This is a genomic window from Nocardiopsis sp. TRM 82005 (assembly GCF_056312425.1).
In genome coordinates this window covers 92,927-112,225 of the sequence record NZ_JBWDTQ010000014.1, presented here as the reverse complement: position 1 = coordinate 112,225, position 19,299 = coordinate 92,927, and the positions used below count along the sequence as shown (strand labels likewise).

Here is a 19,299-nt window from a genome sequence, read left to right as displayed (position 1 = left end):
GGATCCGTGCCCGGCCTCGCGGAAATCCCGAGAGTTTCCGTCATCGGCCCCGGTCAGACCCCGCCGATCCCGATGTACTTGGTCTCCAGGAACTCCTCGATGCCGACGTTGCCGCCCTCGCGGCCCAGTCCGGAGTGCTTCACCCCGCCGAAGGGTGCCGCCGGGTTGGAGACCACGCCCTGGTTGAGGCCGACCATGCCGGTCTCCAGGCTCTCGCTGACCCGCAGCGCCCGGTTGAGGTCGCGGGTGTAGACGTAGCTGACCAGGCCGTACTCGGTGTCGTTGGCGTCCCGCAGCGCGTCCTCCTCGGTCTCGAAGGGCAGCACAGGCGCCACCGGGCCGAAGATCTCGGTGGTGGACAGCTCGGCCTCGAAGGGCACGTCGGCGAGCACCGTCGGCTGGTAGAAGTGGCCGGTTCCCTCGCCGGGACCACCGCCTACCAGTACGCGGGCCCCCCGGTTGACGGCGTCGTCCACCAGGCTCTGCACCTTGTCGCGGGCCTTGTCGTCGATGAGCGGCCCCACGTCGACGCCCTCCTCCGTGCCGCGGCCCATGCGCAGCGCGCCCATGCGCTGGCTGAGGCGCTCGGCGAACTCCTCGGCGATCCCCGCCTGGGCGTAGATGCGGTTGGCGGCCGTGCAGGCCTCACCGATGTTGCGCATCTTGGCGAGCATCGCGCCGTCCACGGCGGCGTCCATGTCGGCGTCGTCGAAGACCAGGAAAGGCGCGTTGCCGCCCAGCTCCATGGAGGTGCGCAGGACCTGCCCGGCGCTCTGTTCGAGGAGCTTGCGGCCCACGGCGGTGGAACCGGTGAAGGAGACCTTGCGGATGCGCCCGTCACTCAGCAGCGGCTCGGTGACCGATCCCGGGTCCGTGGCGGGGATGACGCTGAGGACACCCTCGGGGAGCCCGGCCTCGGCCATGATGCCCGCGAGCGCGAGGGCGCACAGGGGCGTCTGCTGGGCGGGCTTGAGCACCATGGTGCATCCGGCGGCGACGGCGGGGCCGATCTTTCGGGTTCCCATCGCCATCGGGAAGTTCCAGGGGGTGATGAGCATGGAGGGGCCGACCGGCTGGCGCATGACGAGGAAGCGCGACTTGCCGTCGGGTGAGAGGGAGTACTGTCCCCCGATGCGGACGGCCTCCTCGGCGAACCAGCGCAGGAACTCCGCGGCGTAGGCGATCTCCCCCCTGGCCTCGGCCAGGGGCTTGCCCATCTCCAGGGTCATCAGGACCGCCAGCTCCTCCTGGCGTTCCATGAGCAGCTCATAGCTCCGGTGCAGGATCTCGCTGCGCTTCCTCGGCGGTGTCCTCATCCACTCGGGCTGGGCCCGGTGCGCGGCGTCCAGGGCGTCGAGGGCGTCCTCCTTCCCCGCGTCAGCGACCTCGCAGAGCACCTCGCGGGTGGAGGGGTCCTCCACTCCGAAGGTGGCCCCGGAGGCCGCGTCGCGCCACGTTCCACCGATGAACAGCCTCTTGTCCACCTGCGCGACGACCCGTGCTTCCTGATCCGACATGTTCACTACTCTCCAGTCGAGAATCGGCCTGTGGTCAGAACTGCCCAACGTGCGTCCACTGGACACCGTCGCTGCCCGGATGTTTCCATAGCAGCGTCGATTGTCAACAATCCTACGGAACACGCGACACGGAATCGAGGCATCGCATGGCGGAGCTCTCCCCGATCCTCAAACAGGCGACACAGGTCATCGCCGCACGAGGCGAGGGCGCCTACATCTACGACGAGGATGACCGCCGCTATCTCGACTTCACCGCGGGCATCGGCGTCACCAGCACGGGGCACTGCCACCCCCGGGTCGTGGCCGCCGCGCAGGAGCAGGTGGCCACCCTGGTCCACGGCCAGTACACCACCGTGATGCACCGTCCCCTGCTGCGGCTCACCGAGCGGCTCGGGGACGTGCTGCCCCCGGGCCTCGACCGGCTCTTCTACGTGAACTCGGGCAGCGAGGCCGTGGAGGCCGCCCTGCGGCTGGCCCGGCAGGCGACCGGTCGACAGAACGTGATCGTGTTCCAGGGCTCGTTCCACGGCCGCACCATGGGCGCCGCCTCACTGACCACGTCCGGGGTCAAGATCCGCGCGGGCATCGGCCCCCTGATGCCCGGCGTGGCGGTCTCGCCGTTCCCGCACGCCTACCGGCTCGGCATGTCCGAGGCCGACGCGGTCGCGTACGCGCTGCGCGAGCTGGACCACCAGTTCGCCACGGTGACCTCCCCGAAGGACACCGCGGCCGTGTTCATCGAGCCGGTGCTCGGCGAGGGCGGCTACGTGCCGGCACCGGACGCCTTCCTCCAGGGGCTGCGCGAGCGCGCCGACCGGCACGGGTTCCTGCTGGTCGCGGACGAGGTGCAGACCGGCTTCGGGCGCACGGGCACGTTCTGGGGGCACGAGCCCTCGGGCATCCGCCCGGACGTGGTCGTCACCGCCAAGGGGCTGGCCAGCGGCTTCCCGCTGTCGGCGATCGCCGCGCCCGCCGCGGTCATGGAGAAGGCATGGCCCGGTTCGCAGGGCGGGACCTACGGCGGCAACGCGGTGTCCTGCGCCGCCGCGCTCGCCACCCTGGACGTGATCCAGGAGGAGGGCCTGGTGGAGAACGCCGCGCGCATGGGCGAGCGGCTGCACCAGGGCCTGGAGAAGGTGGCCGAGGCCAACCCGGTGATCGGTGACGTACGTGGCCGGGGGCTGCTGCTCGGCAACGAGTTCACCACCGCTGACGGGATGCCCGACGGCGCCACCGCACTGCGCGCCCAGCAGGCCGCCGCCAGGAACGGACTCCTGCTGCTCACCTGCGGCCCGGAGGGGAACGTGGTGCGGATGATCCCGCCGCTGGTCGTCGACGGCGACCAGGTCGACAACGCGGTGTCGCTGTGGGCGGCCTCCGTGGAGGAGGCCGTCGCGGGCTGACTCCGGCGTATCCCGCCTGTGGAGCGCCGCCCCGGCACGGTTCTGCGCGCCGGGGCGGCGCCGTGCGCGGGCGGTACCGTGTACCGGCGGACGCCCCCGGGCAACCGTGCGCCGGATCCGTGCGTCGGACACGGGAGGAGTCGGATGGAAGGGGCCCCGATGGCAGGTCGCGGGAAGAAGGCCATGAACACCATGGGCGGCGGTTCGCGCCCCGTCCTCGATCCCGCGCTGCCGCCCCGCGTCGCCCGGAGGCTCGTGAAGCGGCCGTCCGCCCTGCTGCCGGGAAAGGCCCGGGCGAGGCAGCCCCGGTTCCCGAACCGGACGCGCATGGCGGTGGGCGGGACGGCGGTGGCCGCGCTGAGCACGGCTTGGGCGCTGGGGAGCGCCCCGCTCCTGACGTGGTCGGCGCTTCTGTACTTCGTCGCCTTCCTGGCCCAGAGCGCGGCCGTGGGTGTGGCGGGGTTCGCCGCCACCCGCGTACGGTTCCGGTCCCGGCTTCCCCCATGGTTGAACACCAGGTCCGGGCAGCGCTGGTGGAGGGTGCTGTCCCTGGGCTTCGCGCCCGTCACCATGGCGACATGGTTCCTCTCCCCGGCACCGGACTGGGTCTTCACCGCCGGATGGTACGCACCGGGCGCCGTGTACACGGCCGCCGCCCTGTGGGCGGGCTGGTGGTGGCCCCGGGACGACCGGCTGGCGGCGGCGTACGCGGACCGCTACCTGGTGGCCGGCGACCTCGGCGGGTACGGCTCCGAACTCATACTCCGCGTTCGGAGGACGATCGACGCCGTCGAGGAGGCGGAGCGGCGGCTGGGCGGCTCCTTCGACCCGACGCGGTCGCTGGCGGTACTGCGCGACGAGGAGTGGCGGATCGCCTCGATGCTGTACCACCACGACCGGATTCGCGAGGAGCACCGCGCCGACTCCCGTGACGCCGTCTCCGGCCGGGTGCGTGCCCTGCTGAACCAACAGCACGAGCGGCAGGAGGCCGCCTACCGTGAGCTGGCGGCACGGGTCGACGCGATCCGGGAGTACGGTGTCGCCGTCGAGGAGGCGCTGAGCGCCCACACGGAGTGGGAGCAGCTCGAACGGGCGGAGGCGCGCAGCGCACGGCTCACCGAGCTCCTCGCCCGCTCGGCGTCCGACGGGGGCAACGGTGAGCTGCTCCAGGACGGGTTCCTGGATGCCCGGGCCGCCAAGGAGGCGCGGGACGAGCTGATCGGCCGGGCGTTGGAGGCCGGGCGCTTCCTGGAGGCACCGTCATCCGCGACGGTGTGAGCGGCGGGCGGCCCGGCCGGTTCCCCCCTGTCGGGGGCACCGCCTCGCGGTGGGCCGCCTCACACCAACAACGTGGTCTGACCCTGCTCTACACCGTGATAGAGTCAAAGACGTCGCCAGGGAGACCGGGTGACACACAACTGAACAACCCGCACTCGTAGCTCAATGGATAGAGCATCTGACTACGGATCAGAAGGTTGGGGGTTCGAGTCCTCCCGAGTGCACCACCTTGAGACAGTGGCAGAGCGGCCCTGAGCAGCGTCGAACGCAGCTCGGGGCCGTTCTGCGTCCGGCCTGCTCTCACATCCGCTCCCCGCGTGGGAGCGAAGTTGGTTCCACACGGGCCACCGCGCTGACCTGCACTCACACAGAACGGCTCAGAAGGTAGCCCGCACCCCGGGGTGTACTTTCCCGACAACCGCGTTCTCGAAGGCACTCCGACAGTGCCTCGACGGTGACCTTGTCCAACGGCCGAGCACACCTCGCTCAGACGCGATCACGGACTCCGGTGCCCTCTCTGTCCCAGAATCCGAAAATCCGTGCCGACCGGCCCCGCTCCTGGCCGAGGGGGAGCTGGTGCTGCCCCGCAGGATCACGGCGGTGCAGCTCCAACAGGCGGCGAGCACGTCAGCGTTCGACGGTGTCAACCACCGCCTCATGTGTCGTGCCGTCCTGACCGGGTGCAGACTGACCCGCTCCAGCAGCGTCCCGGCGCCGAACCAAAAGCACGAACACCCCGACCGTGGCGACCAGCGACAGGGCCGCAACCCCCCAGGACGTGATGTCCCAGGCCGCCGTGAAGTGGTCGGCGAGCTCCCCGGAGCCGCCCACATCCCCCGCGGTCACCCGCGCGGCGACCTCGAACGATCCCGTACGAGCGGCCACGATGCCACTCAACGCCGCCCCGAAGACAGCGATGACCAAAGCCTCGGCACCACCACGAAGCGTGTTGAGGAAACCCGCAGCCATACCCACCTTGCGGGACTCGATGACACCCATCGCCTGACCGTCGGTGATACCGAACGACAAGCCCATGCCCGTGCCGATCAACACCAGCGGCAGAGCCAGCCCCAGAGCGCTGATCTGCGGATGGAGCACGGTGAGCAGCGCGTTGCCCCCAGCCACGGACAGCAACGCGAGAACGATCATCCCGCGGGCCGACACCCCCTTGGTGACCAACCACCCACCCAGGGACGGAGCCACCAGGACCGGAGCCGTGAGCATGAGCATCATCAGACCTGCGGTCTGGGCGGACACCCCCTGCACTCCCTGGAGGTAGGTCGGCAGGAAGACCAACACCCCCAGGAAACCGATCGAGGTGGTCAGCGTCGCCAGACACCAGGCCATGAATCGGCCGTCACGGACCAGGGTCAGGTCGAGCACCGGGTGGGCCACCCGGCGTTCGATGGCCAGGAAGACCACCATGAGCACCACCCCGGCCGCCAACGCACCGATCACCACCGGGGTCCCCCAACCCGCCTCGGGCGCCTCGATGACCGCGTACATCACCAGCGTCAGGCTGAGCACGAAGGTCACCGCACCACCCCAGTCGACGCGGGGGCGCTCGGAGGCGCGTGACTCGGCCACGAACGCCGACCCGAGCAGGATGAGCAGACCGACCACGGTGTAGGTCAAGAACGCCGTGCGCCAGCCCACGGCGCCGATCAGCAGACCCGACAGGGTCGGGCCGACCGCGATACCGACCCCCGCCATGGTGCCCATGGCGGCGAAGGCCCGGGTTCGCGCGGCGCCGTCGAAGGCGGTGGCCAGCAGGGCCCCTCCGCTGGCCATGATCGCCGCGCCGCCGACGCCGGTGAGCAGGCGCGCCGCGTCCAGGAGGAGGATGTCGCCGACCAAGGCGCTGGCCAGGTTGCCCGCGGAGAAGACGACCGCGCCGACGACGAACAGCAGCCGCCGCCCGAACAGGTCGGCCAGCGATCCGCAGACCAGGGTGAACGCGGCGAAGGTGAGGTTGTAACCAGCCACCACCCAGTGCAGCGGAGCACCGGAGGCCTCCAGGTCCACCCCGATCTCGGGGACGGCCACCGCCGTCCCCGAGATCGACATGGCCACGATCAGAACGCCCAGCATGACGCTGGCGAGCAGGATCCCCGGACGTGATCTCTGCCGCGGTTGACTACGCGTCGTACGCACGCGCCTCTCCTTCGTGTCGTGAGTCTTGACCGCCATTCTTGAACCTCAAGTTCAGTTGAGGTCAAGGCTCGCGACGCCCCCTCCCTCGGCAGTGCCTCCTGCGTCAGCGCACGACCCGGACTGTTCGGCCTGGAGATGCCCGCAGAGGTCGTCGCGGCTGCGGTCACCGTGGTCGTCGCGGTCGCCAGGTACCTGGCACCGCACACCCAGCGGTAGACCCGACAGCACGGAAGCCCCACCCACCGTGGTGGTGGGGCGGAGCACTTTCGCCATGTCCGCCTACAGTGCGATCTCCACGGGTGTGGCCGATTCGGCCTCTGCCTGGTCCACGGTCACCTCGGCGGTGACCTCAGCCCCGGAGTCGTCGCCCTCGAAGAGGCTGACGATGTCGAGTCCGATGGTGGTGACCTCGATGGTGTAGAAGTCCGCAGCCGCCACACCCTCGGCAAGGAACGGCAGTACGCACAGGTAGGGGTCGCTGGTGCGCTGGCGGCCGAGCTCTGCCCGGTGGTCGGCTGCTTCCGCGTTGCCTTTCAGTGTGCTGGTGGCTTCTCCGATGGCGGTGATCTCGTCGGCTCCGTCGCGAATGGTGTAGGTGGGATCGCGTCACACGCACTGCTTGTCGTCACCGTCGGGGGCCTGGCCGATGTTGTGACTGCTGGTGGTCAGGGTGACGTGGATGTCGACGGACTGCGAGGCGGCGGGGTCGGCCTCGTCCTGGGTTGCGCAGGCGGTGAGCAGACATAGCAGGACAGCGGAGAGCACAGCGGTGGCGCGGCGCACGGGGGATTTCCTTTCTGGCTGAGGGCGGAAGATCCGGCTACGGCACGTCCCCGGCGAAAATCGCCGTGTACATCAGCTCGCTGTCCGGGGTGTACAGCTCCAAGGTGTACTGAAGCGCGGACTCTTCCTCCCCCATCCAGCAGTCCCCGCCCCAGGTCGCCGCCTGCCCGTCCGCCAGCGCATCCGGTGGGTTCAGGGAGTCGGCCAGATGCGGCTGCTCGGCTTCGGCCAGCGGGTCACCGACGTGGCAGGAAGTCGTCGTACCGCCCAGCTGTAGCGCCTGGCCGCTGTCATTGGTCAGCTCCCAGTCCCACGCCGCATACGGCAACTCCCCTTCCTCGCCCGTGGAGCTGTTGAATCCGTCCTCGTCGATCTCACGGCGCAAGTTCGCCATCGCGATGGTGACGCCGTCTCCGAAGTCGTAGGTCTCCTCGAGCCCCACCAACGCAGGGCCGCCAGCTCCACCCGTCTCCTCTTCGTACTCCTCCATGGCCTCCATGTCAGCTTCCTGCTCGGCAGCCGGGTCAGCGGGGGAATCTTCCCCGCCGGTGCAGGCGGTGGCCGCAAGGATGACGGCGAGTAGGGCGGGGGGAAGGACGAGTGCGCGCATGGGAGCTCCGTTCTGGGCGTGTGGTCTGAGCGTAGAGATGCAGGTGGTGGCTGCGCGGTGAGTGGCCGGATCCGGTCACCGCCCCCGCTGGCCGCTCCTGGCCTCCGCAGGCGGAGCGGCCGCTGAACCGGCCCCGCGGCTGTCGACCACGTTCCCCTCCTCCGTAGAAGTGGTGTGGACCGCGGGGCGGGGGCTATGTGACCTGCCGGTGGGTGGACCACACCGCGTGCTGGGGTCCGTGCAGCCACACGGTCTGGCGGCCGCTGTCACGGTCCACGGTCAACCCGAACCGGTCCACAGTCGGGTTCCCCTGCGCCTCCCACCACCGCCACGCCATTCGGGCCTCTTCCACCAGCAGGCGCCGGCCGCCCTGCTCAACGCGGCCGTCCGCGTGCAAGCGCGCCCACGACTCGCACTGGGTGGAGGCCAGCCACACGTGGGGTTCGGTGGCACCCTCCTCCACGCGCATGCCGTGGGTCCACCCGGGGCGCAACAGGGCGAGGAGGAGCGCGCGTTCGCCGTCCAGCCACGGCTCGCGCGGGTCACCGTCGACCTGGTCGTTGTGCTCGGCGACCGCGTCCGGATCGGGTGCGGGCTGGCCGGGCCACCGCTGACCGCGCGCCCACATGAACGCCAGCGATCCCTCGAAACGCCCTTCCGCGAGGCTGGGCCCGTTCGTGTCCAGGACAGCGAGCACTCCACCCGGGGCACCCGGTGTGGGCGACCACGGGGTGACGATCCGGCCCCGGCCGCGCACCTGTTCCAGCCAGCGCCACGGCACCCGGGACACGGTGCATGTGGAGATGATCCGGTGGTACGCCGTGTACCGGGTCTCCACGTGCTCGCCGTCGCCGGAGACCACGTCGGGCGTGTACCCGGCGGCGTACAGAGCGCCGCGCGCACGGTCGGCCAGGCCCTCATCCACCTCGACGGTGGCCACCCGCTCAGACCCGAGCATCTCCGACAGCAGGGCGGCGTTCCACCCGCTGCCGGCGCCTACCTCCAACACCCGGTGGCCGGGTTCGATGCGCGCGGCGGCCAGCATGCGCGCCATCACCGACGGGGCGGAGCTGGACGAGGACGGGACGCCCATCCCGCTCTCACGCCCGTCGTCGCGCTGGGTGGTGAGCGGCTGGTCCGAGTAGGCAGTGCGCAGCCACGTCCCGGGGGCGCCGACCCCTTCGGCGAAGGTGAGGACGTGGCCGTAGGAGACGGCGGCCAGGCCGGGGCGATACCGGATTCGGCGCCGGTGGGGAGGGGGACGCGGCTACTCACCGGGAACCACCGGCGTGGTGCGTGCGACGCTGGCACGCAGAGCCGTGGCGGCGATCGTGGGGCGGCGAAGGCCGTGGGCGGCTGCGACCCGTTCGGCCACCTCACGGGCCAGGGGTCGCGCGAGCCGTTCGGCACGGGTGGACTTACCGGTAGGCGTCGGTATCAGCGCCATCCCCGCTGCCCCAGGAGTCCCCCACGGTATGAACAGCACGAAGCTTCCCGTCTGGATCCTGGTGTTGTGTCTTGGTATGTTCGCCGCTCATCTGGGTCTGCTGCTGTCGCACTATGAGCCGCCCCGGCCGGACCGTTTCTGGGCGGCATTCGTGTGCTCGGCGATCGCAGCTGTCGGCGCGACCGGCATCTTCGTCAACGAACGATGCATCGAGCCCCGTCGTCACAAGCCCTCCCCAGACGAGCGCTTCCGGAAGCCGAAACCGTAGACGTCGGCCATGGCCCTCACGAGGGCGACAGGTCGGGCGGGGTGCGCACGCCGTGCTCGCGGCGCAGCGCGGACAGCGCCGCGAGGTAGCCCGACATACCGTGCACACCAGGCCCTGGCGGGGTGGAGGCCGAGCACAGGTACACCCCCGGCAGGGGCGTGCGGTAGGGGTCGATCCCGGCGGTCGGCCGCAGGACGGCCTGGCGTACGGACATGGCTCCCGACGCGATGTCCCCGCCGACGTAGTTGGGGTCGTACTCCTCCATCCGCGCCGCCGAGACCCCGCGTGAGGCGAGGACCGTGTCCGTGAACCCGGGGGCGTAGGCCTCGATGCGCCGACGCACCATGTCCACCGGGTCGCGGTCGTCACCGTGGGGCACGTGGGCGTAGGCCCACACAGGACGTTTGCCGGGCAGCGCCCGGCCCGGATCGGTCACGGCGGGGTCGACGAGGAGGACGAAGGGATCCTCCACCCGTTCCCCGCGCGCGGTCGCGGTCTCGGTCCGAAACATCTCCCGCTGTGTACCCCCCAGGTGCACCGTGCCGGCCGTCCCCACCCCGGGAGCGGCCCAGGGGACGGGTTCGGAGACGAGGAAGTCCGCCTTGGCCGCACCCGGGCCGTAACGGAAGCGCCGCAGGGCCCGGGCGTAGCGGCCGGGAAGGCGTCCGCCCGCGATGTCGAGGAAACCCTTGGGTGAGACGTCCAGGAGCACGGTGGCGCCCGTGGGCAGGTCGGCGAGGTCCCCGATCCTTCGGCCGGTGTGGATGACCCCGCCATGGGCGGTGATGTCGGCGGCCAACGCGTCGGCGATGGCGCAGCTCCCTCCTCTGGCCAGCGGCCAACCGGCCTCGGTGTGCGCGAGATGCCCGAGGAGGAGGGCCACGGCGGCCCCCGGCAGGGAGGGCAGGGCGCCGATCACGTGGCCCGCGACCCCGGTGAGGAGTGCCTTGGCCGCCTCGGTGGCGAACGGCCCCGAGCCCAGTCCGTGCGACAGTACGCGCCGCGCCAGGAGCAACGCCCCCGCCGGGTCCGGGGGCAGGGACCGCTGCTCCGACATGACGAGGTCCACCACGCCGCCGCTGTGCGCGACGAGCGGGGACATGAGGCGGTGCCAGCGGTCTCCGTCCCTGCCCAGGCCCGCCCGGGTCTCGTCGAGGTCGGCCCTGGCGAGGGCCGCTTCCCCGTGGGGCAGCGGATGCGCGTAGGGCGTGGCGGACCGCAGCATGGCCACGCCCCGGCCGCCGAGGTCGAACTCCCGGAAGAAGCGTGACGCCATGGCCATGGGGTGGACCGCGGAGCATATGTCGTGCCGGATCCCGGGGTCGAAGAGCGCGGCGGTGCGCAGGCCTCCGCCGACCGTGTCGCGTTGTTCGTAGAGCTCGACACGGAGACCGGCGCGCGCGAGCGTCACCGCGGAGGCGAGCCCGTTCGGCCCCGTTCCGACGACCACGGCGTCGACGTTTCCCACCGGTACCTCCTACAGGGTTCAGGGTCTGGTGTGGACGCGGGCGAAGGTCGCGGACCGCTTCCGTAGCGGTGTGCCGCTCCCAGTCCCCGTACGCCGCCGGACGGTCCCGACGGTTTCCTCCTTCCCCGCGGAGCCCCGCCGCACCGCGTTGGTCGTGCACCTGCCCGAACCGTGCGCGAGGCCCTCCGTCTATCCTCCGGGGTGCCGCCTGCTGTGGCGGTGCCCGGACGACCGGGACCGTACGCCGCTCGCCTCACCAACGGAGGGCCCATGCCCACGCCGCACACACAGGTCACGAACTGGGCCGGCAACGTCACCTTCGGCAGCCCCCGGGTCCACCGGCCCCGGACCGTCGACGAACTGCGCCGCGTCATCCGAGGCAGCGCACGGATCCGCGCACTCGGCAGCGGCCACTCCTTCAACCTCGTCGCCGACTCCGACCACGACCTGGTGCGCCTGGACGGCCTTCCCGCGGAGACCGGGATCGACGCGGAGGAGTCGACCGTCACCGTCACCGCCGGTACGCGTTACGCCGAGCTGGTCACCGAGCTGGACGATCAGGGGTTCGCGCTGGCCAACCTGGCGTCGCTGCCCCACATCTCTATCGCCGGATCCTGCGCGACCGGTACCCACGGATCAGGGGACGGCCAGCGCTGCCTGTCCGCCGCGGTCCGCGCGGTACAGCTCGTCGGACCCGACGGCGAGCTGGCCTGGCTGAGCCGTGACACGGATCCCGAGGTCTTTCCCGGCGCGGTGGTCGCGCTCGGCGCACTCGGCGTCGTCACCCGGCTCTCGCTGGATATCGAGCCGGCGTTCGAGATGTCCCAGCGTGTCCGTGTCGGGGTATCCCTGGACGAGGTCGCCGACCACATCGACGACGTGTTCGGGGCGGCCTACAGCGTCAGCCTGTTCACCGACTGGCGCGAGGAGGGCGTCGTGTGGCTCAAGCACCGCGTCGACCGGCCGGAGGGCGCGTGGAGCGGCGGCCGACCGGCACCGCGACCGATGCACCCCGTCCCCGGCATGCCGCCGGAGTCCAGCACCGAACAGATGGGGACCGTCGGCCCCTGGCACGAGCGCCTCCCCCACTTTCGTCCCGAACTGGAGCCGAGCGCGGGTGAGGAGTTGCAGTCCGAGCTCTACGTACCCCGGGCCCTCGCGGGAGCCGCCTTCACCGCCCTCCGCGGGATCGGGCACCTGCTGGCCCCGGCACTGCACATCGCGGAAGTGCGGACGGTCCGCGCGGACGACCTGTGGCTGAGCCCCGCCCACGGCCGGGACTGCGTCACCTTCCACTTCACCTGGATCAAGGATCCGGCGGCCGTGAGACCGGTCCTGGCCGCCATGGAGGAACGCCTCCTGCCGCTGGGCGCCCGCCCGCACTGGGGCAAGCTCACCACGATGGCCGCACCGGACATCATCGCCGGGTACGAGCGCGCCGCGGACTTCGAACGCCTGGCACGGAACCTCGACCCGGCCGGGAAGTTCCGCAACACCTTCGTCGACGAACTCTTCCCCGGCGTGTGACGGCGGCTCCGGGGTGTGCTCCTGTGCACCGGAGCGGTCAGAGGCAGCCGCTGAAGCCGCAGACGTCGGCGCGCGCGGTGGAGGCCTTCAGGTCGTCGTACCAGACGTAGCTGTCGTTGGTCGGGGCGAACCTCTCGGCGGAGCCGCCGAAGAAGGACGAGAAGTAGGCCTTGTCCACCAGGTCGTCGTTGGCCACCAGGCGCAGACCGGTGACCAGGGCGGCGGGCTCGCCGTTGTAGAAGACCTCGATCTCGCCGTCGGGGTTGGCCCGGCCGTTGGCCACGGTGTTGACCCTGAGCCGCTGGGTGATGTTCACCCACTCGCCCCGGGGATAGTGGACGTCGGTGCCGCCAGCGCGCAGGACCGCGTAGTCGCCGTACTTTCCCTCCTTGTCCATGTGGTAGTAGTACACGGCCGCCTGGCCGTCACGGCGCCAGATCATGCGCGAGGTGAAGCCGTTCTCGCCGTCGCAGACCCGCCCGCCCGCGCACGCTCCGCCCCCGGCCAGTCCTACGCCGAGCTTTCCGGCGAACGAGGTGGTCCCCCAGCTGAAGTCCTCGCTGAAACGCGCCCAGTAGGACAGGTAGTACTCACGTGCGGGGGTGAGCTGGAACGGCGCCAGCGCGCCGGAGTCCCGCGCACCGAACTCTCCCTCCGGGTAGGACACGCGCAACGACTGCCCGCCTCCGTGCGCGGCCGAACCGTCGACGAGGGTGCGCTCGTCCATGCCCAGGTCGTAGTCGGCGTGCCACCCGTCCTTCTCCCACTCCGTCAGAGGGTAGGCGCCGCCCGCCGCCGGGCGCTCGAAGGAGTTGTGCTGGTACGTGGAGGAGAAGGTGATGTCAGCGGCCGCGGGCGCCGCTGCCAGCGCGGTCGATACCGCCGAGAGGACGAGGGCGGAGGCGAACAGGGCTCTGGCGGTCACGGGTGTCTCCATTACACGGGGACGGCAGAAGGAACAGGGCCGCTGTGACGGCGGCTCTCCAGGAGAGCCAGCGCGCCAGCGCATCGGCGATGAGGCCATCCTCTTCTTTGGACCGCGCGCGACCGGTGTACGACACGGACGGCCTTCCCCACGTGTCCGGGAACGCGGTCAGTCCGGGTCGGAGGCGTGGGCGTACCACCGGCGGAAGGGCGACGAGGAGAGGCCGTGCGCGACCACACTGGCCGTGACGGCCAGGCTGACGGCGGCGAACAGGCGCGGGTCGTGCACGCCCTCGTGGGCAGCGTGCGCCGCGTAGAAGAGCGCGCTGACGCCCATCGGGCCGAACCACCCCGCGAAGGCGCCGCCGCGCGGCCGCAGCCCCAGCGGCCGGGTGAAGGCCATCAGCACGGGCGGGCGGCGCAGCAGCAGGACGGCGAGCACGAAGGCGAGCGCCGCCGGTCCGAAGTCGATCCACACGTCCCACGGAAGCTCCGCGCCCAACAGGACGAACACGGGCAGGGCCAGGTAGCGGTTGACCGCCTCGTCGATGTTCTGCTGCGGACCGCGCTCTCCCCTGCGGACCGTCCAGTTGTAGGCCAGCCCCGCGACGAAGACGGCGAGTACCCCGCCCGCCCCGGTCAACCGCGCCACCCCGAGCACGGCGACGGCGAGCAGCACCGTGAAGACGAGGGAGGGGCCCTCCTCCAGCTCCCGCCAGCGGGTGGCCGCCTCCATCGACTTCCCCGCCACCGCTCCCATGACCGCGCCCAGGGCCACGCCCCCCGCTACTTCCCACAGCATGCGCCCCGCCGCGTCGCCGGGACCGGTGAGCGGCATCACGGCCGCGACCGCGGCCCCGACCAGGATCAGGGCGAGCCCGTCATTGGCCCCGCTCTCCCCGGTGAGGAGCTGCCGCACACGTGCGGGCAGGTCGCGCTCGGCCGGCTTGCCGGTCACCACTGAGGCGGCGAGCACCGGGTCCGTGGGGCACAGGCAGGCGCCCACCAGCGCGGCCAGGGCCACCGGCAGTCCGAGCATCAGCGCCGCGGTACCGGTCACGACCGCCGCGAGCGGCATGACGACGCACAGCAGCAGCACGAACTGGGGCACCAGACCGCGGAGCGAGACCGCGGGAAACCGCAGCGCAGCGGTCATGACCGATGCCGCCAGCAGGACACGGGTCCCCTCCAACAGGAGGGAGTCCCGCGTTTCGGGGGTGAGGGGGACCAGGTCGAGTGCGTAGGGCCCCAGGGCCGCGCCGAGCAGCAGGGCGAGCAGGGGCTCGCTCAGGGGCAGTGACCGGAGCCGGTTGCTGAACAGCGCGAGAAGCACACTGAGCGTACCGATGGCCGCGTACGCCAAGTGAAGGGAGTTCATGGTGTTTCCTCCACTGCCTCGCATCCTTGTTGGACACAGGGCTGTGTGTCCCGTACACCGGAGCAGGGTAACCGCCGCGGGCGCCTTCGATCCGCACCCTGGACCGGCAAGGCGGAAACCGGATCCGGCCGGGGAGGGCGCGCCCGGGCCCGGCAGCGGGGCGGCGCGCCTCCCGCAACCGTGGTGAAGGCGGGCCGGCGTCCGGTCCGCGTGCGGAGTTTGAGCAGATGGCGGCAGGTCAGGGGGAGGGGCACAGGTCGGACCGAGACACGCCAGTGCTCTGGAGGGACGATGATCACGTACCAGGAACTCATGGACCACGTCACCCAGCGCGAGAACGTGTCCGACGACGAGGCCCGGCGGGCGCTGGAGGCCGTGACCGACGGACTGGCCCGACACGTCGATGCCGAGACGCGCGGCCAGCTCATGGACCAGCTTCCCCCCGCGCTGCGCGACCGTATCCCGGGTCCGCGCCAGGAGTCGGCGCCGGACACCTCGGGCCAGCTGGCCCAGGAGGTCGGGGAGCGGGTCGGCTGCCCGCCGGAGAGGGCGACGCACCTGACCAGGGCGGTGCTCTCGGGCATCCACTTCAGCGAGCCCGAGCTCGCCGACGCCCTCGCCTCCCGGCTGCCCGAGGAGTTCGCCCAGTGGGCCAGTGACCCGGACGGGGCCCTGGGACGTGCCGACACCGGGGAGTCGGGCGCGCCGAGCCGCCTGGACCAGGCCACCCTCGAACACGCGCTGGAACGGCTCTCCCAGTGGGAGGGCGACGCCACGGGCCTGACCAGGTCGGTGGAGCTGCCGAGGGTCCGTGTCACGCCGCTGCTGAACCGGGTCGACCGGGCCGCGAACGCGCTCAACCACTCCTACGAGCACGAGCTCACCGACTCGGGGGTCGCGTTCACCGTCCGGACCGCGTCGGCGGGCGCCGTGACCACCAGGGACGTCGAGATGGCCGAGCGCATCGACGAAGCAGTGGCCGAGATCGGTTCGGGCGGCTGAGCGCCCGGACGGCGAGGAGGCCCGCGCCGCAGGCGTCCGCTGAGGTGCGGCGGCGGGCGGGCGCTCGCGCTGGTCGGGAGGGCCTCCGTGTTCGTTGAGGCGTCGGACGCCCCCGGGCGCAGGCGTGCCGGATCCTCGCCCTACTGCCAGGTCGCGGTGTCGGGGTCGATGCCGTGGGCGCGCGCGCTGGCGTCGACGATCCGGCGGAACCACGCGGCGAGGCCGGGGCGAATGCCGTCGTAGTGGGCGGCGAAGGCCGGATCGGCCTCGTACATGCGGCCGAGGCAGACCTGCATCTGCCTGGTGAGGGGAAAGTACGAGGCGAAGACCTCGCGGTGCCGCTCGACGAGTTGGTTCGCTTCTGGGCTGCCAGGTGTGGCGCCGGCGTCCATCGCGTCCCCGAGGGCGCGGTCGAGGCCGGCGACGGCGTCGGCGACGGCCTGCCATTCCTCCGGGCCACGGGAGGCCGAGAGTTCGGCGTACTGCGACCATTGCGCCGTGTCTCCGTAGCGCTGACGGGCTTGGGCGGGCCAGTCCGGGTTCCACTGGGGGCCGAAGACAGCGGCCTGCTGCTCGGCGGTCAGCAGCAGACCGCGCTCGTGGGCGTCGATCATCCGGTCCAGTCCGGCGCCGAGCTGCTGGAGGCGGTCGATCCGTTCGGCGACCCGGGCGCGTTGCGCGCGCAACGCGCCGGGCACGTCCGCGGTCGGGCCTTCCAGGACGGCCCGGATCCCGTCCAGGCCGAGACCGAGCTCGCGGTAGACGACGATGCGGTGCAGGCGTTCCAGGTCACCAGCGGTGTAGAGCCGGTATCCGGCGGCCGTGCGCAGCGACGGCCGCGCCAGACCGATCTCATCCCAGTGGTGCAGCGCGCGGACCGTCACGCCCAGACGCGTCGAGACCTCGCCGACGGTCAGGCCATCGGCCTCAGTGGCATCAGGCATGTTCCCCATTGTCGCCGCGGCCGCCGCCCGGTGGGGTGATCCCGACCGCTGCAAGGTTGCGCGCCTCCTGGCTGTCCGGATCGAAGGGCTTCGCCGCGGTGAGAACGATCCGTGCGTTCTCGGGGGTGGTCACCACCGCGTCGCGGGTGTTCCAGGGGGTGTCCCGTGGACCGTCGACCGAGTCCGGTCGCAGCGCACGGCAGGCCTCGGCGAGGGGATCGACCTGGCTGAGCACGCACGCGAAACTGAGGCTCATCGCTGGTGCCTGCTCCGCGACGCTCGCCGCCGGGACGAGCAGTACGTCCTGGAACACCCACCGGCGCAGATGCACGACCTCGCCGGGGATGCTGAAGAGCTCGAAGAACCCGAGCCCACGGGTCCAGAAGTCCACCGACGCCGCCACATCGCCCGTGGGGATCGTCGCGAACGCGGGCATCGCGTAAATGCCGTGGAACGGCTCCGGCGGGACCGCGTCCGGGCCGGGAGGAGTGGGCACGGGACTCATCTCGAACGCGTCGTAGTAGTCACTCATGCGCCCCACCCTCAGGCCTCACGCGGCGTGAGGGTCAAGCCGGGGCCGTGAACCCCGCCCTACTCCAACGACGCGGCCAGCGTTGGGCCGGGTGCGTCTAGTATCCGGCGGCGCGGAGCCTGCGCCAGGCGGTCATCCAGCGTTGGCGCTCGCCCGCGTCCTCACCGGCACAGGCGGTCACGAAGGCCATCAGGAACACGTACCCGGGCAGCTGGGTGCCCTCCAGGACCTGCTGGAAGGTGGACCGCTTCACCGCTCCCCCGCACAGGTACTCCAGTTCCAGGTAGGACCAGTCACCCGCCCAGACGAGGTAGCGGCGCATGGTCAGCAGGAACTTGGCGGGGGTATCGGCGTCCAGGGGGTTGGGACGCCGTTCGTAGCCTTCCAGGGCACGGACGGGCAGGTGACGCTCGACGACGGTGGCACTGGGGGTCGCGAGGACCCGGTCCAGCCAACTGGTGCGGTCGAGAGACCTGTTGGGGCCGGTGGGTTCGAGAACACCCGTGGTGGTCAACCTTCTCCTTTCACCGGTCGTATCGTGGATTTCTTCCGTGGGGGACGCGCCGGTTCGGCGCGCATGAGCACAAGGGGGAGAGAGAACCCCGAAGGTCGGAGACCGGCTGTTGTGGAGGCAACCCCGACTGTTCGGTTACGGGGAAATCTACCGGATGAACACGACACACGAAAGCGTCGGACGTTCCGCCCCTGAGAGGTGTTGGTCTCCTCGGGGTGTGATGTCCCCACTCCTGCTGAAGTCATCGTGAACTTCCATGGCAAAGCGCATCAAAGGACATCCGGAGCCCCGAGTGGAACGTCCACTATGACGGGAAAGGCCCAGAAGGGAACCACCTGGGACATCAGGAAAAGCGACCACGAACCCCAGAAAAATAGCAGGACCGAATATCCATTTTAGGGTTGACCGAAACTAGTACTCGGATGCCCACGCCAGCACCGTGGCGTCGTCGCTCACCTTGGCCCGAGGATGGTTCGCCCGCTCCGGATCAGTGGCCTCCAGCGCGCGCACCCGGTCCAGAAGGGCCCACGGCCCCGTGTCCAGAACCAGGGTGAACGCCTCGTCCCAGTCCAGGTCGCCGAACATGTCGACCGCCCGGCTCGCCCCGTCCGTCATGGCGGTGAAGCGGCCCACGGGCAGGGTTCCGGTCAGTGCCTCCCCCGCCGCACGCGGATCCGCGCCCGCCGTCCAGAATCCGTCGGCCACGTTGCGGTAGGCGCGGATGGCCTCCCCCGGCCGCCCCTGACGGGCCAGCTCGTCCCTGAGGTCGTCGAGCCGGGTGTCGGTGAGCACCCGTACCCCGTCCTCCCCCTCCACCAGCAGCACCGAGTCGGACAGCACCAGGTACTCCAATCCGTCGGGGCCCACCCGCACCGCCACGACCGTGGCCGACGGGCTCTCCTGGTTGCGCAGATCGCAGGTGTCGGCGTGCAGGGCGGAAGCGGTCGTGACCGCATCCGCGAGCGCCTCGCGCAGGGGGATCCCCGCGTCGGCCCCCGCCAGCAGCAGCGCGCCGAGCCGCCGGGTGTACCAGGCCACTCCGTGGGCGCATCCGGTGTCCACTCCCGGCGGCGCGCTCGCCCCGTCCAGGAGGACCGCGCTGGTGGCGGTCGCCGCGGCGAAGTCCTCGTTGGGCCGTCCGGGGTCCCCCGGCTCCATGGCGACGCGGAAGGACATCCCGGCTCCCCTGTTCCTGGACGGCGCACATGCTCGCGGACCCGCGGCCCCCTCCGAGGCCGCGGCGATCGCACCGTACCCCGCGAGCGCCGGACCCATGTGGAACACCGCGCCTTCCAGGGTAGGGGAACAATTCGTTACTTTCCGTCATGTTGCGGACAAGGCACGGATCAACACGAAAAACACGGACACCCCCAGGTCCAACACCAGGAAAGACAACCGCGCACAAGAGAAGAAGAGGAAATCACGGCATCCCCCATTTAGATCAGACGACGACGGGATGGATCCAGATGCAGAATCTCCCCTACTACTTCCGGAGGGCCAGAAAGGTATTCAGGAGAATGGTTCCGCTTCCGGCCAGGAAGGCCCTCTTC

Annotated in this window: 19 protein-coding genes and 1 tRNA gene; 6 read left to right on the top strand and 14 right to left on the bottom strand. The window is 70.9% G+C overall.

The genetic code is table 11. The features are described 5' to 3' along the window. Positions 1–53: 53 nt before the first annotated feature. Entirely contained in the window at positions 54–1,517 is a 1,464-nt protein-coding gene (locus tag AC0T5L_RS10975) for an NAD-dependent succinate-semialdehyde dehydrogenase (RefSeq protein WP_476165311.1), read from the bottom strand. A 146-nt stretch (positions 1,518–1,663) separates the two neighbouring features. On the opposite strand from AC0T5L_RS10975, the gene AC0T5L_RS10970 reads away from it, so the two are divergent. The 3 genes from AC0T5L_RS10970 (at position 1,664) to AC0T5L_RS10960 (ending at position 4,425) form a co-directional block, all read left to right on the top strand. Further along, positions 1,664–2,920, top strand: coding sequence for an aspartate aminotransferase family protein (locus AC0T5L_RS10970; RefSeq protein WP_476165310.1), 1,257 nt, complete (start codon positions 1,664–1,666; stop codon positions 2,918–2,920). 159 nt (positions 2,921–3,079) lie between these two features. Next, positions 3,080–4,198: a hypothetical protein gene (locus AC0T5L_RS10965; RefSeq protein ID WP_476165309.1), complete on the top strand. Its 1,119-nt coding sequence runs from the start codon at positions 3,080–3,082 to the stop codon at positions 4,196–4,198. Between the two features lie 151 nt (positions 4,199–4,349). Continuing rightward, positions 4,350–4,425, top strand: a tRNA-Arg gene (locus AC0T5L_RS10960). A 400-nt stretch (positions 4,426–4,825) separates the two neighbouring features. Here AC0T5L_RS10960 and AC0T5L_RS10955 read toward each other — a convergent pair. From AC0T5L_RS10955 to AC0T5L_RS10930, 6 genes are all read right to left on the bottom strand, one after another. Then, on the bottom strand, positions 4,826–6,352 hold the full coding sequence (locus AC0T5L_RS10955; RefSeq protein WP_476165308.1) for an MFS transporter: 1,527 nt from the start codon (positions 6,350–6,352) through the stop codon (positions 4,826–4,828). A gap of 279 nt (positions 6,353–6,631) precedes the next feature. Beyond that, entirely contained in the window at positions 6,632–6,790 is a 159-nt protein-coding gene (locus AC0T5L_RS10950) for a hypothetical protein (protein WP_476165307.1), read from the bottom strand. Between the two features lie 168 nt (positions 6,791–6,958). After that, on the bottom strand, positions 6,959–7,135 hold the full coding sequence (locus tag AC0T5L_RS10945) for a hypothetical protein (RefSeq protein WP_476165306.1): 177 nt from the start codon (positions 7,133–7,135) through the stop codon (positions 6,959–6,961). Positions 7,136–7,172: 37 nt separating this feature from the next. After that, positions 7,173–7,745 carry a hypothetical protein gene (locus AC0T5L_RS10940; RefSeq protein WP_476165305.1) on the bottom strand — a complete coding sequence of 191 codons (573 nt, stop codon included), beginning with the start codon at positions 7,743–7,745 and terminating at the stop codon, positions 7,173–7,175. A gap of 193 nt (positions 7,746–7,938) precedes the next feature. After that, positions 7,939–8,901 (bottom strand): protein-L-isoaspartate O-methyltransferase family protein, encoded by a 963-nt coding sequence (locus AC0T5L_RS10935; protein ID WP_476165423.1) that lies wholly within the window; start codon positions 8,899–8,901, stop codon positions 7,939–7,941. 111 nt (positions 8,902–9,012) lie between these two features. Next, positions 9,013–9,192, bottom strand: coding sequence for a hypothetical protein (locus AC0T5L_RS10930; RefSeq protein WP_476165304.1), 180 nt, complete (start codon positions 9,190–9,192; stop codon positions 9,013–9,015). A gap of 28 nt (positions 9,193–9,220) precedes the next feature. On the opposite strand from AC0T5L_RS10930, the gene AC0T5L_RS10925 reads away from it, so the two are divergent. After that, on the top strand, positions 9,221–9,460 hold the full coding sequence (locus tag AC0T5L_RS10925) for a hypothetical protein (protein ID WP_476165303.1): 240 nt from the start codon (positions 9,221–9,223) through the stop codon (positions 9,458–9,460). Positions 9,461–9,476: 16 nt separating this feature from the next. Here the strand turns inward: AC0T5L_RS10925 and AC0T5L_RS10920 are convergent, their stop codons facing one another. After that, complete coding sequence (locus AC0T5L_RS10920) at positions 9,477–10,928, bottom strand: phytoene desaturase family protein (RefSeq protein ID WP_476165302.1); 1,452 nt, start codon at positions 10,926–10,928, stop codon at positions 9,477–9,479. A gap of 270 nt (positions 10,929–11,198) precedes the next feature. Between AC0T5L_RS10920 and AC0T5L_RS10915 the strand changes: the two genes are divergently transcribed. Next, complete coding sequence (locus tag AC0T5L_RS10915) at positions 11,199–12,455, top strand: FAD-binding protein (protein WP_476165301.1); 1,257 nt, start codon at positions 11,199–11,201, stop codon at positions 12,453–12,455. A gap of 37 nt (positions 12,456–12,492) precedes the next feature. Here the strand turns inward: AC0T5L_RS10915 and AC0T5L_RS10910 are convergent, their stop codons facing one another. Then, entirely contained in the window at positions 12,493–13,380 is an 888-nt protein-coding gene (locus AC0T5L_RS10910; RefSeq protein ID WP_476165300.1) for a polysaccharide lyase, read from the bottom strand. A gap of 168 nt (positions 13,381–13,548) precedes the next feature. Next, positions 13,549–14,757: a cation:proton antiporter domain-containing protein gene (locus AC0T5L_RS10905; protein WP_476165299.1), complete on the bottom strand. Its 1,209-nt coding sequence runs from the start codon at positions 14,755–14,757 to the stop codon at positions 13,549–13,551. A gap of 291 nt (positions 14,758–15,048) precedes the next feature. Between AC0T5L_RS10905 and AC0T5L_RS10900 the strand changes: the two genes are divergently transcribed. Beyond that, positions 15,049–15,759: a DUF2267 domain-containing protein gene (locus AC0T5L_RS10900; RefSeq protein ID WP_476165298.1), complete on the top strand. Its 711-nt coding sequence runs from the start codon at positions 15,049–15,051 to the stop codon at positions 15,757–15,759. 140 nt (positions 15,760–15,899) lie between these two features. Here the strand turns inward: AC0T5L_RS10900 and AC0T5L_RS10895 are convergent, their stop codons facing one another. The 4 genes from AC0T5L_RS10895 to AC0T5L_RS10880 all read right to left on the bottom strand — a co-directional run bounded on the left by AC0T5L_RS10895 (position 15,900) and on the right by AC0T5L_RS10880 (position 18,925). Next, positions 15,900–16,703 (bottom strand): MerR family transcriptional regulator, encoded by an 804-nt coding sequence (locus AC0T5L_RS10895; RefSeq protein WP_476165297.1) that lies wholly within the window; start codon positions 16,701–16,703, stop codon positions 15,900–15,902. Next, on the bottom strand, positions 16,696–17,235 hold the full coding sequence (locus tag AC0T5L_RS10890; RefSeq protein ID WP_476165296.1) for a VOC family protein: 540 nt from the start codon (positions 17,233–17,235) through the stop codon (positions 16,696–16,698). Before AC0T5L_RS10890 ends, AC0T5L_RS10895 begins: the two co-directional genes overlap by 8 nt. A gap of 97 nt (positions 17,236–17,332) precedes the next feature. Then, on the bottom strand, positions 17,333–17,749 hold the full coding sequence (locus AC0T5L_RS10885) for a hypothetical protein (RefSeq protein WP_476165295.1): 417 nt from the start codon (positions 17,747–17,749) through the stop codon (positions 17,333–17,335). Between the two features lie 411 nt (positions 17,750–18,160). Beyond that, positions 18,161–18,925, bottom strand: coding sequence for a protein phosphatase 2C domain-containing protein (locus AC0T5L_RS10880; protein ID WP_476165294.1), 765 nt, complete (start codon positions 18,923–18,925; stop codon positions 18,161–18,163). Positions 18,926–19,299: the final 374 nt, after the last annotated feature.